This window comes from Pseudolactococcus chungangensis CAU 28 = DSM 22330, assembly GCF_002441885.1.
Taxonomy (GTDB): domain Bacteria; phylum Bacillota; class Bacilli; order Lactobacillales; family Streptococcaceae; genus Pseudolactococcus; species Pseudolactococcus chungangensis.
The window spans coordinates 17812-30830 of the sequence record NZ_JXJT01000003.1 but is presented as its reverse complement, the minus strand read 5'-3'; the positions used below and the strand labels follow the sequence as shown (position 1 = coordinate 30830).

Here is a 13019-nt window from a genome sequence, read left to right as displayed (position 1 = left end):
TAAAATAAATTATAATAAGGCAATATCAAAATTTTCAGAAGATTCATTCGAAAGGTTGACGCATTTCATGAATAAGTATACAGAAAAGATTAAAAAAAATTCGATTATTCCACTTGATTTTTACCAACAATATGATGTTAAAAAGGGGCTCCGTGATGTCAATGGTAAAGGGGTATTAGCAGGGTTGACTAACATTTCAGCCATCCATTCCTTTGATGATAATGGAGATCCGATGGCTGGTATCTTAGAATATCGTGCGATTAATATTAAAGATATATCTGAGCATCTTAAAGCGGAAAATCGTTTTGGTTTTGAAGAGATTACCTATCTGCTCCTTTTTGGTGAGTTACCGACGCTTGAAGAACTCACAACATTTACCCAGGAACTTGCGGCAAAACGGCAGTTACCAAAAGATTTTGTTCGAGATATTATTTTGGAAGCGACATCTTGTGATATCATGAATTCTATCAGCCGAAGTATTTTGAGTTTGGCGACTTTTGATTCTAAGGCGAGTGAAATGACACTTGAAAATGTATTAGACCAATCGCTCTGTTTGATTGCTAATTTTCCATTGCTTGCGATTTATGCCTATCAGGCTTATAATCACTATGAAAATGGCAAGAGTCTCTATATTCACTATCCAGATGAAAATTTGACGACAGCACAGAATATTTTGCGTCTTTTGAGACCGGACAAGCAATTTTCGGATATAGAGGCAAAAGTTTTAGATTTAGCTTTGATTCTGCATATGGAACATGGTGGTGGTAACAACTCAACTTTTACGACGCACGTTGTGACAAGTTCTGGAACGGATACTTACGCCTCTGTTGTCGCTTCTCTATCTAGTCTTAAAGGGTCTAAACATGGTGGCGCTAATATCCAAGTTGCAAAAATGTTAGATAATATTTGGGAAAATATTTCTGATCCTAGTGATGAAGCAGAAATCTCTGAGTATTTACGAAGGATTTTGAACAAGGAAGCTTTTGACAGACAAGGCTTGATTTATGGTATGGGACATGCTATTTATTCTGTTTCTGACCCTCGTGCGGAAGTGCTTAAATCATATGTGAAAGAACTTGCTGAAGAAAAAGGCTTGCATGATGAGTACAATTTTTATAAAAAAATTGAACGCCTCGCACCGCAAGTTATTGCTCAAGAGAGAAATATGTATAAGGGCGTTTCTGCTAACGTCGACTTTTACAGTGGCTTTGTTTACCAAATGTTGGGACTACCTGAGGAGCTTTACACACCCTTATTTGCGATTGCCCGGATTGTTGGTTGGAGTGCTCACCGTATGGAAGAAATGTTGAATATGAATAAAATTATTCGTCCGGCTTATGAAAGCGTGCTGACGACTAAAAAATATAAAAAAATAGAGGATAGGAACGCATGACATCGAAAAATTACAAGAAAATGTTGACGGTTAATGGGATTGATTATGCTTATTTTGACATTCAATCTGCTATTTCAAATATTGAGAAACTGCCTTATTCATTACGGATTTTAGCGGAAGGAATTCTTCGTCATTTTGATGGTGTCAAATTTACCTCAGAACATCTTGAGAAATTACAGCATTATGATGGCAAAACACTAGATTCGGGAGAAATTCCTTTTAAACCTAGCCGTGTCATCTTGCAAGATTTTACAGGTGTCCCTGCAGTTGTCGATCTTGCAGCTATGCGTGATTCAGTTAAAGCATTAGGTGGTCAGCCTGAGTTAATTAATCCTGAAGTATCAGTTGATTTGGTTATTGACCACTCATTACAAGTCGATTATTCAGGTTCTGAGCAAGCACTCCAGTTTAATGCCAAACGTGAATTTGAGCGTAACGGTGAGCGGTATGAATTTCTCAAATGGGCGACTGAGTCTTTTGAGAACTTCCGAGTTGTTCCACCAGCGACAGGTATTATTCACCAAGTCAATATCGAATATTTGTCAGATGTTGTCAGCGTGAAAGATGGTGTTTTACTCCCAGATACTGTTTTTGGTACAGATAGCCACACGACCATGATTAATGGACTAGGCGTCCTTGGTTGGGGTGTTGGTGGAATTGAGGCTGAAGCTGCTATTTTAGGAGAGGCCTCTTATTTCCCAATGCCTGAAGTGATTGGCGTTCGCTTTGTCGGTAAGCTCAATCCACTTGCAACAGCAACTGATTTAGCTTTAACCATGACAAAAATTCTCCGTGACCAAAATGTTGTGGGTAAATTTGTCGAGTATTTTGGTCCAGGTCTTGCGAGTTTGACACTTGCAGACCGTGCTACGGTTGCCAACATGGCACCTGAATATGGTGCAACTTGTGGATTCTTCCCGATTGATGATGAAACACTTAATTATTTGACTAATACCAACCGAGACGAAAAACTAGTATCATTAGTTGAAACCTATGCCAAAACCAATCATTTGTTTTACGATGCAACAAAAGAAGCAGCTTATAATCAAATCATCGAAGTTGATTTGGCAACAGTTGAAACCTATCTGTCAGGACCTAAACGTCCACAAGATTTGATTGCTTTAGGGCAAATGGCATCTGAATTTGAGACTTTTTCAAAAGACTTTGCGACTAACCAACCCAAAGCTGACAGTCTCATGCAAGAGGGTGACATCGCGATTGCTGCCATCACCTCTTGTACCAATACCAGTAATCCGTATGTCATGATGATGGCAGGACTCTTAGCAAAAAACGCAGTAGCTAAAGGTTTGACAGTGCCTAAAACAGTTAAAACGTCATTGGCACCTGGTTCAAAAGTCGTTACCGCCTACTTAGAAGATGCCGGCTTGATGGCGCCACTTGCAAGCCTTGGTTTTGATGTTGTTGGCTATGGCTGTACGACTTGTATCGGGAACTCAGGTCCTCTCGCTGATGATGTGTCTGAGGCTATTCTTGATCAAGACGTGCTCGTGACCTCAGTTCTTTCAGGTAACCGAAACTTTGAAGGTCGCATTCATCCACTTGTTAAAGCCAATTATTTGGCGAGCCCACCGCTTGTCGTTGCTTACGCCATTGCAGGCAATGTCAAAAAAGACTTAACAACGGTGCCACTTGGCGTGGACCAAGAAGGACAGGCTGTTTATCTCAAAGATATCATGCCTGATTATGAAACTGTAAAAGCAGAAGTGGATAAATATGTTACACGTGAGCTCTATGAGACTTACTATGCACATATATTTGATGCTAATGAAGCTTGGAATGACATCAAATCATCAAAATCTGAAACTTATCATTGGGATGAAAGTTCAACATATGTTGCCAATCCACCATATTTTGAAACGTTGAGTTTGGCTGACAATGCTAGTCATGCACCACTTATGAACTTACGTGTCTTGGCAAAATTTGGCGATTCTGTCACAACAGACCATATCAGCCCAGCCGGTAACATTGCCATGAAATCACCAGCAGGTGAATTTCTATCAGCGGCAGGCGTTGAGCCACGTGATTTCAATTCCTATGGTAGCCGACGTGGGAATGATAAAGTCATGACGCGTGGTACATTTGCCAATATTCGCATTAAAAATCAATTGACACCTGGTATTGAAGGTGGTGTGACTAAATATGGTGAAGATGTGCTACCGATTTACGATGCGGCCATGAAATACAAGGCTGACGGTACGTCGCTTGTCGTATTAGCAGGTAAAGACTATGGTATGGGCTCATCACGTGACTGGGCAGCCAAGGGGACTAATCTTCTAGGTGTTAAAGTCGTCATTGCTGAAAGTTTTGAGCGGATTCACCGCAGTAATCTTGCCATGATGGGCTTGATTCCACTACAATTTTTACCAGGTGAAACAGCAGACAGTCTTGGTTTGACAGGATTTGAAAGTTTCAGTTTTGATTTCCCTGAAAAACCAGAAATTGGTCAGTTGATTACAGTTCATGCAGACGACAAAACGTTCCAAGCTAAACTACGTTTTGATTCACAAGCTGATTTAGAGTACTACGAAAATGGCGGTATCTTGCAAATGGTGATTAAGAAAAAGGTGTTGAAACGCGTTTAGCACCGTAGGAAAATAGGAAATCATAAGGTTCTGTGCGCCAGCACAGGTTCTATGATTTATCTTTTTCCCTATGGCATTGTAGTTGCCATTTTAGTGGCTTACGGAAAAGCTAGTGGCAACGTGCCTTAGCGATTTATAGCTTAGGCGTTGACTAGGTGTTGTGTTTCATAAACTGGATTAGAAAAGGTGTTAGATGGCAAAGATTGAAATGATTGACGGGAAGTTAAGTGTTCCTAATAACCCTGAAATTCCTTATATTAATGGAGATGGTGTGGGGATTGATATTTCTCCGGCCATGATTGAAGTGGTGAATGCAGCAGTTGCTAAAAGCTATGCGGGCGAGAAAAAAATTGTTTGGCAGGAATTGCTCGCGGGTGAAAAAGCTTTTGAGACAACGGGTGATTATTTACCAGAAGCGACTTTGACGAGCTTGACGGAAAATCTCATTGCTATCAAAGGACCATTGATGACGCCAATTGGTGGTGGTTTCCGCAGTTTGAATGTGACTTTGCGTCAAAATTTTGACTTATTTGCGAATGTTCGGCCAGTTGCTTATTTCACGGGTGTTGCCTCACCAGTTAAACATCCTGAAAATGTTAATATGACGATTTTTCGTGAGAATACCGAGGATATCTATGCGGGTATTGAATTCGAAAGTGAAAGTGCAGATGCCCTGCGTTTAATTGAGATTTTAAAGTCTGACTTCGGCATCAATAAAATCCGTTTTGACAAAACCTCTGCCATTGGCATTAAACCTGTTTCACCGGATGGTACGAAACGTTTGGTTAGAGCAGCATTCGACCATGCGGTTGCGAATGGCAATACGCGGGTGACACTTGTTCATAAAGGTAATATCATGAAATTTACTGAGGGTGGCTTTAAGAAATGGGGCTATGAGGTCGCAAGTGAGTATCCTACTTTTACGGTGAATGAATTTAATGATATTAAAGCATTAGAGGGAATTGACGCTGCAAATGTCGCTAAAGCTGAGGCACTTGCATCAGGTAAAATTTATGTGGATGATGCGATTGCGGATAATTTTCTGCAACAAATCTTGCTCAATCCGTCAGACTATCAGGTGGTCGCAACGCTTAATCTTAATGGTGATTATATTTCTGATGCTTTAGCTGCACAGGTCGGTGGCATTGGGATTTCGCCAGGTGCTAATATCAATTTCATTACAGGGCACGCGATTTTTGAAGCGACACATGGTACTGCACCAGATATCGCTGGTTTAGGCCTTGCCAATCCGTCAAGCTTGATTTTATCAAGTGTGATGATGCTTGACTTTATGGGTTGGGGAGAGGCTGCATTACTTGTTAAATCAGCACTGGCTAAAGCTATCGCAAGTGGTCAAACAACGCGCGATTTAGGCGGTCAATTAACGACAGCAGAATTTACGCAAGCCATTATCGCAAACATTTAAAGTCTTTCAAATGTCCTACTAAAAATACAGCATTTAGTGCTGTATTTTTAGATTTTATAAACAATTAATATATTGATTGTGTTATAATGTTGCTGTATAAGTGTTTATAACAGGATAAGCCCAGTATGTAAGATATCTTGTGTGCACGACTGATTAATGAGAGTGAAAAGTAAAGGTATATATTGGGGATACCAGGGGTGATGATTGACTACTAGGCATGATAAAAAACAAAGTTCTGAGAAATACCCAAAGCGTCTGTTTGCGATATTACTATTTTTAGGTATATTATTAGTTATTTTATTTGTTGGGGAATATGTTTTAAATCCAGCAAAAACAGCACAAGAACAATCTGAAACAAGTCAGGTCAAGTCTAAATCTGGAACGAAACAGTCCGAAAAGTCAAAAGAATCTATGCAAATTCAGAAAGCAACAATTATGGCGAGTGGTGATATGTTGTATCACGATATTGTCTATGGCAGTGCTTTTGATGGTGAAAAATATGATTTTTCAAACGATTATGAGCAGATTACGTCATTGATTTCTTCTGCTGATCTAGCTTTAGGAGATTTCGAAGGAACGATTAATCCAGATTACGAATTGGCGGGATATCCTATTTTTAATGCGCCAGAATCTGTGATAACATCAATAAAAAATGCAGGTTATGACGCTTTGGATTTGGCACACAATCATATTTTAGATACTGGACTTAGTGGCCTGAAATATACGGCGAATGCGTTTCAAAAAGCAGGACTTGATACTTTTGGTGTCAATGTACCAGATGATAAAATACTTGTTAAAAATGTGAATGGTATCAAAATTGCCATTCTAGGCTTTAGCTATGGCTTTAATGGTATAGAAGCAAGTATTAGTCAGGAAGATTACGACAAGTACTTAAATGACCTAAATACGGCCAAGGTTGAGAAGAAAATTAAGGCAGCAAAAGAAATGGCTGATTTAGTGGTTGTCATGCCTCAATCAGGTGTTGAATACAGTTTAGAGGCAACACCTGAGCAAGAAACGACCTACCGTCAAATGGTTGATTTTGGTGCAGATATTATCTTTGGTGGGCATCCTCATGTGGCTGAGCCAACTGAAATCATTGAAAAAGATGGTGAAAAGAAATTTATTATCTACTCTATGGGAAATCTTTTGTCAAATCAGCGTTTCGAGACTCTAGAAAATTATTGGACTGAACGTGGCGTGATCATAGAAGTTCAAGTCGCTAAAAAAGCCGGAAAAACAAGTTTGACAGCCATTAAAGCTCATCCAACATGGGTATCAAGAGAGCCAATTAATCGAACATTTTTGGAGTATCCTGCCTATGATTACCAAGTCTATTTAGCAGAAGATTATATTAAGGGTGGCAAATATTTCAATCAGGTTTCTGAGGATAAACAGCAGAGAATTGAAACGGCTTATCATGAAATGATGGCCTTGTTGAATATTAAGTTTTAGTCAATCAATATCATGAAAAATCTGTTAAACGATAGATTTTTTATTTGTTAGAAATTCGTTTTTTCCTGTAATTTTCAGAAAAAAGCGCTATAATAAGCTTATCTACCAGAAAGGTCACAATGTTGCAATGAAAATTTATTTTCAGTTTATGTATATCCTCTTATTCTCTATCATTGGAGAGACTTTATCCACAGTACTCAAACTTCCAGTACCAGGCTCGATTATTGGCATGGTTTTATTATTTTTTGCTCTCAAATTTCGATTGATCAGATTACGCCAGATTTATGATGCAGGTCAATTTATGATTGAAAATATGACCATTCTTTTTCTTCCAGCTGGTGTTGGGATTATGAGCCATTGGGATGCTATTTCCAAGTATTGGTGGCAAATCATTGTGATTGTATTGCTTGCGATTGTTGTCAATATCGCAGTGATTGGTTTTGTCACACAGTTTGTCAAACATCGCTTTGAGGGGGATTACAGAAAATGAAAGAAGTTGTAGCAAATCCATTATTTGGGCTTACCCTGTCTATTTTGGCCTATTTTATTGCGGCACAAATCCATCGAAAATGGACAAATCCAGCGACAACGCCATTATTATTAGCTGTCTTGATGGTGATTATCTTTTTGAAAGTAACAGGTATTTCTTATGGCGATTATTACATCGGTGGTTCTTATCTCAATACCTTGATTGTCCCATCAACAGTTGCCCTTGGCATACCGCTATTTCAAGCTTTTAAACTCATGAAATTTCATGCGCGCAGCATCATCTCAGGTGTTATGATTGGTGCTATCGTGAATACGACTTTAACAGCTCTCCTCGCCAAGACTTTTGGGATGAATTTTTTCCTTGCGATTAGCCTTTTTCCTAAATCTGTCACTACCGCCATGGCCATCGGCATTACCAGTAAAATGGGGGGGATGGCGACGATTACCTTGGTTGTCGTTGTGGCGACTGGTATTTTGACCTCAGTCATCGGACCTGTGCTGCTTGATTTATTTGGCATTAAGGACAAGGTGGCGAAAGGTGTGGCGCTGGGTGGCACGGGTCACGCGATTGGCACAGGTGCAGCCATGCAATTGGGACAAATTGAAGGTGCGATGGCAGGTCTATCTATTGGGGTGACAGGCATTGTTTACGTTATTGTTAGTCCAATGATTGCTGCTATTATTTTAAAATAAACAATTGGACTTGAGGCAATAGCTATCTTATTTTGAGATAGCTATTTTTTTGTTATGCTTTAGTTTGTTCAAGGAAATCTTTACTTATTTTCTTGACAAATATAAGGGTTTCCTTTAGACTAAATTTATAGAAAAGATAGCGTTTTCATTCTTTAAACGACTTAGTGACCTAAGATATTGTTTGATAAAAATGTTTGAAGAATGTCTAAAACTCTATAGAAAGTAGAGCAGTATGACAACTTTTAATTTTCCAAAAAACTTTTGGTGGGGCGCTGCGACATCTGGTCCTCAAACGGAAGGGCGTTTCTACAAACCTCACGCTAATATTTTTGACTATGATTTTGAAAAATATCCCGACCATTTTTGGCATGGCATTGGCCCAGATACGGCATCTAATTTTTACAATGACTACAAAAATGATATTGCCTTGATGAAAGCAGCAGGGCTGAATTCTGTCAGAACATCTATCCAATGGACACGCTTGATTGATGATTTGGAGACTGGCTCGCTCAATCCAGATGCGGTTAGATTTTACAATGCGGTCATTGACGAGTTCATCAAACAAGGCATTCGCCCAATCATGAACCTGCACCATTTTGATATACCAGTTGAGCTTTTGCACAAATATGGGGGGTGGGAATCTAAACATGTGGTTGCCTTATTTGTCAAATTCACTGAAAAATGTTTTGAGCTGTTCAGCGACCGTGTGACAGACTGGTTTACCTACAATGAACCAATGGTCGTTGTCGAAGGTGGTTATCTCTACCAATTCCACTACCCAGACCTTGTTGACGGTAAAAAAGCGGTGCAGGTTGCCTATAACTTGCAACTGGCATCTTCAAAAGCTATCGCAGCCTTCCGCAAGCTTAACAAAAATCCTGAGGGCAAAATCGGTATCATTCTGAATTTGACGCCCAACTATCCTGCTAGCGAGAGCGAGGCAGACAAGGCAGCGGCTCACTTTGCTGATTTATGGCAAAATGGTCTCTTCATGGATGCGTCCGTCAAGGGAGCATTTCCGGCTGAACTCGTTGATATTCTGACCAAAGATGACGTGATTTGGGATGCCACGCCTGAGGAGCTTGAGATTATCCGTCAAAATACGATTGATTACCTCGGCGTGAATTTCTACCACCCTAATCGTGCTCAGGCTCCCAAATATTCATCAGATTCGCTTGCCGTGGATTGGATTCCGAATAAATATTTTGAAGAATACGAAAAACGCGGTGTCCGCATGAATGTCGATAAGGGTTGGGAAATCTATCCACGAGCGCTCTATGACATTGCCAAAAATATCCAAGAAAATTATGACAATATCGCTTGGTTCGTGTCTGAAAATGGCATGGGCGTGAGTCGTGAGGACCGTTATTTTGACGCTGAGAGCGGACAAATCAACGATGATTATCGGATTCAATTTATCAAAGAACACCTTTACTATGTCCATAAAGGGATTGAAGAAGGCAGCAACTGCTTTGGTTACCATCTATGGACGCCAATCGACTGTTTCAGCTGGCGTAACTCTTACCGCAATCGCTATGGCTTGATTTCAGTCAACATTCATACCCAAGAAAAGACCTTGAAAAAATCAGCCTATTTCTTTAAAGAACTGGCTGACAAATCAAGTGTCGACTTAAAAGCATCAGAAAAGGAGAAGTAGGCTATGGCACTTTTAACCATTGATGTCGGTGGCACAACGATTAAGTATGCGAGCTTTGACAATGGTCAACTCGCCCACAAGGGTGTTAAAGATACACCTAAAACCTTAGCCGCATTTTATCAGACTTTTGAAGCCATTAAAGCTGAGGTCGCTGGACAGGTTGAACTGACAGGCGTTGCCATTAGTTGCCCAGGCGCTGTAAGCAAGGCTGACGGTGTGATTTACGGCGCATCAGCCATTCCCTATATCCACAATTTTCCGATCAAAGCAGCATTTGAAGAACTTTTTAGACTGCCTGTTTCGCTGGAAAATGATGCCAATTGTGCGGCGCTCGCGGAAGTGTCTTATGGTGCAGGAAAAGACTACCAAGATTTACTTTTCTTTGTCATCGGGACAGGGATTGGTGGGGCAGTCGTCCTTGACAAGAAAATCCGTCACGGTGCGCACCTCATGGGTGGCGAATTTGGCTTTATGCTCATGAAAGACCGCACTTTATCGACAGATGCTAGCCCAGTTCGCATGGCAAAAGACTACAATGAAGCCCACGGCACAGACTTCACTGGTCAAGAACTTTTTGCCTTGGCGGAAAATGGTGATGATGACGCGAAAGAAGCAGTTGATACTTTATTTGACAGCCTCGCTCGTGCTATCTTCAATTTGCAATATGCATTAGACCCAGAAATTATCCTGCTTGGTGGCGGGATTTCTCAGGCTGATTTTCTAATTCCAAAACTTCAAGCAGCCCTGCAAGTCGTCTATGACAAGGTTGAAATTGCGACCATCATGCCCAAAATTGCGGTTTGCCAGTTTCAAAATGATGCCAATTTGATTGGTGCAGCAGCAGATTTCTTGTCTGAAAATTGATGATAAGCAATTCTGATAGGTCAGGATTGCTTTTTTGCTAAAATTGGCACAGAAAAAACGTGTTTCTCCTATAAGAAAACATATTTGCCTTGACAATCAGAAAAAAAGCCGTTATCATAGGTTGAGTAATCTGATAGAAAGTTGGCTAACCTCATGGTAACAGCGACAACGAAGAAAGCAACCGTTAAAAAAACGGCTGCTAAAAAAACGACAACGAAGCAAACAACTAAGAAAAAAGCAGCAACAAAAATTAAGAAAAATTTGGTCATTGTCGAATCACCAGCTAAGGCAAAGACAATTGAAAAATATCTCGGTCGCAATTATAAAGTCGTTGCGTCTGTTGGACATATCCGTGATTTGAAAAAGTCAACTATGTCTGTCGATATTGAACACAACTATGAGCCTCAATACATTAACATTAGGGGCAAAGGACCATTAATTAACACCCTTAAAAAAGAGGCTAAGAATGCTAAAGCCGTCTATCTCGCAAGTGACCCGGATAGGGAGGGAGAAGCCATCGCTTGGCATTTGGCGCATATTTTAGGTCTCGATGTTCATGATAAGAATCGTGTCGTCTTTAATGAGATTACCAAAGATGCTGTCAAAGATGCTTTTAAAGAACCACGTTCGATTGATTTAGACTTGGTAGATGCACAACAAGCACGACGTATTTTAGACCGCTTAGTCGGCTATTCAATCTCACCAATTCTTTGGAAGAAGATTAAAAAAGGCTTGTCAGCAGGTCGTGTTCAGTCTATTGCGCTAAAACTAATTATTGACCGTGAAAATGAAATCAATGCCTTTATTCCAGAAGAATACTGGTCAATTGAAGGTAATTTCAAAAAAGGTGCTAAGAAGTTTGCAGGTAGTTTTTATGGTCTTGACGGCAAGAAGAAGAAACTACACAAAAATTCGGATGTGCTAGAAGTCATGGAACGTTTGACAACTGATGAATTCACAGTCGATAAGGTTGATAAAAAAGAACGTCGTCGCAATGCGCCCTTACCTTATACAACCTCATCTTTGCAGCAAGATTCAGCGAATAAAATCAATTTTAGAGCACGTAAGACCATGTCTGTGGCGCAACAATTATATGAAGGGATCACGTTAGGGCCAAATGGTCATCAAGGGTTGATTACCTATATGCGTACCGACTCAACACGTATCTCACCAGTTGCTCAAGCGGCAGCGGCCAGCTATATTGTCGATACCTTTGGCGAAAAATATAGCAAACATGGCAGTAAGGTTAAAAATGTTGCGAGCGCTCAGGATGCCCATGAGGCCATCCGACCGTCCAACGTTTTCAACACGCCAGAAAGCATTGCCAAATATCTTGACAAAGACCAGCTCAAACTCTATCGTCTGATTTGGAATCGTTTTGTGGCGAGCCAAATGACGCCTGCGATCTTTGATACGGTCAAGGTCAATCTTTCGCAAAATGGTGTCATGTTTACGGCAAATGGTTCACAAGTCAAATTTGACGGTTATATGGCTGTATATAATGACGCAGATAAGAACAAGATGCTGCCGGAAATGGCTGAGGGTGATGTTGTTAAGAAAGACAATATCAAGCCAGAGCAACACTTCACGCAACCACCGGCACGTTTCAGTGAAGCCACGCTAATCAAGACACTAGAAGAAATCGGTGTTGGTCGTCCCTCAACCTATGCGCCAACCCTTGAAACGATTCAGCGTCGTTACTATGTCAAGCTCTCAGCTAAGCGATTTGAGCCGACAGAACTCGGTGAAATCGTCAATAACATGGTTGTCGAGTTTTTCCCAAATATCGTCAATACAGAGTTTACAGTTGATATGGAGCAGTCACTGGACGATGTCGAGCACGGCATGCGCAAATGGGTGGAGGTCGTTGATGAGTTCTATAAACCTTTCGCCGTTGAGCTTGAAAAAGCTGAAACCGAGATTGAAAAGATCCAGATAAAAGATGAGCCTGCCGGTTTCGACTGTGATGTCTGTGGGCACCCTATGGTGATTAAACTTGGTAAATATGGCAAGTTTTACGCCTGCAGTAATTTCCCAGATTGTCGCAATACAATGGCGATTGTCAAGGAAATTGGTGTCGTCTGCCCGACTTGTCATGAAGGTCAAGTCATTGAACGCAAGTCTAAACGCAATCGGATTTTCTATGGCTGTGCTCGCTATCCAGACTGTGAATTCACCTCATGGGATAAACCAATCGGTCGAGATTGTCCAAAATGTGGACAGTTCTTGGTTGAGAAGAAAGTTCGTGGCGGAGGCAAACAGGTTGTTTGTAGCAATGGTGATTATGAGGAAGAGAAAATTAAGTAAATTAAAATCAGGTTATATTCAAAAGTCTGTCAGTTGATAGCGTTTTGATTTGATACAAAAGAGATGTCTAAATTTGTATCATTAATAGACTCAAATAAAGAATCAAAAAGCAACTCATGAATCCCTTTTCAT

At 40.5% G+C, this 13019-nt stretch carries 9 protein-coding genes; all 9 read left to right on the top strand.

The annotated features are described in order from the left end of the window. Nucleotides 1-67 precede the first annotated feature (67 nt). The 9 genes from RR45_RS02320 to topA all read left to right on the top strand — a co-directional run bounded on the left by RR45_RS02320 (nt 68) and on the right by topA (nt 12887). A complete protein-coding gene (locus RR45_RS02320; protein ID WP_031365646.1) occupies nt 68-1393 on the top strand; it encodes a citrate/2-methylcitrate synthase in 1326 nt (441 codons plus the stop codon). Continuing rightward, on the top strand, nt 1390-3996 hold the full coding sequence (gene acnA / locus RR45_RS02315) for an aconitate hydratase AcnA (protein ID WP_031365645.1): 2607 nt from the start codon (nt 1390-1392) through the stop codon (nt 3994-3996). Before RR45_RS02320 ends, acnA begins: the two co-directional genes overlap by 4 nt. A gap of 193 nt (nt 3997-4189) precedes the next feature. Beyond that, the gene (icd, locus tag RR45_RS02310; RefSeq protein ID WP_031365644.1) at nt 4190-5422 is read left to right on the top strand and encodes an NADP-dependent isocitrate dehydrogenase; all 1233 of its coding nucleotides are present in this window, start codon (nt 4190-4192) and stop codon (nt 5420-5422) included. 204 nt (nt 5423-5626) lie between these two features. Continuing rightward, entirely contained in the window at nt 5627-6877 is a 1251-nt protein-coding gene (locus tag RR45_RS02305; protein ID WP_031365643.1) for a CapA family protein, read from the top strand. A gap of 127 nt (nt 6878-7004) precedes the next feature. Next, the gene (locus RR45_RS02300) at nt 7005-7367 is read left to right on the top strand and encodes a CidA/LrgA family protein (protein WP_031365642.1); all 363 of its coding nucleotides are present in this window, start codon (nt 7005-7007) and stop codon (nt 7365-7367) included. Further along, nucleotides 7364-8059: an LrgB family protein gene (locus RR45_RS02295; protein ID WP_031365641.1), complete on the top strand. Its 696-nt coding sequence runs from the start codon at nt 7364-7366 to the stop codon at nt 8057-8059. Before RR45_RS02300 ends, RR45_RS02295 begins: the two co-directional genes overlap by 4 nt. Nucleotides 8060-8291: 232 nt before the next feature. Beyond that, nucleotides 8292-9716, top strand: a complete 1425-nt coding sequence (locus tag RR45_RS02290; protein ID WP_031365640.1) for a glycoside hydrolase family 1 protein — start codon at nt 8292-8294, stop codon at nt 9714-9716. Nucleotides 9717-9719: 3 nt separating this feature from the next. Beyond that, nucleotides 9720-10580, top strand: a complete 861-nt coding sequence (locus RR45_RS02285) for an ROK family protein (RefSeq protein ID WP_031365639.1) — start codon at nt 9720-9722, stop codon at nt 10578-10580. Between the two features lie 153 nt (nt 10581-10733). Further along, nucleotides 10734-12887 (top strand): type I DNA topoisomerase, encoded by a 2154-nt coding sequence (gene topA, locus RR45_RS02280; protein WP_031365638.1) that lies wholly within the window; start codon nt 10734-10736, stop codon nt 12885-12887. Nucleotides 12888-13019 lie beyond the last annotated feature (132 nt).

Excerpts from the sequence above, each read along its gene's own strand:
- topA (WP_031365638.1), top strand. The coding sequence starts at position 10,734 with ATGGTAACAGCGACAACGAAGAAAGCAACCGTTAAAAAAACGGCTGCT.
- icd (WP_031365644.1), top strand. The coding sequence starts at position 4,190 with ATGGCAAAGATTGAAATGATTGACGGGAAGTTAAGTGTTCCTAATAAC.
- acnA (WP_031365645.1), top strand. The coding sequence starts at position 1,390 with ATGACATCGAAAAATTACAAGAAAATGTTGACGGTTAATGGGATTGAT.
- RR45_RS02300 (WP_031365642.1), top strand. The coding sequence starts at position 7,005 with ATGAAAATTTATTTTCAGTTTATGTATATCCTCTTATTCTCTATCATT.
- RR45_RS02320 (WP_031365646.1), top strand. The coding sequence starts at position 68 with ATGAATAAGTATACAGAAAAGATTAAAAAAAATTCGATTATTCCACTT.
- RR45_RS02295 (WP_031365641.1), top strand. The coding sequence starts at position 7,364 with ATGAAAGAAGTTGTAGCAAATCCATTATTTGGGCTTACCCTGTCTATT.
- RR45_RS02285 (WP_031365639.1), top strand. The coding sequence starts at position 9,720 with ATGGCACTTTTAACCATTGATGTCGGTGGCACAACGATTAAGTATGCG.
- RR45_RS02290 (WP_031365640.1), top strand. The coding sequence starts at position 8,292 with ATGACAACTTTTAATTTTCCAAAAAACTTTTGGTGGGGCGCTGCGACA.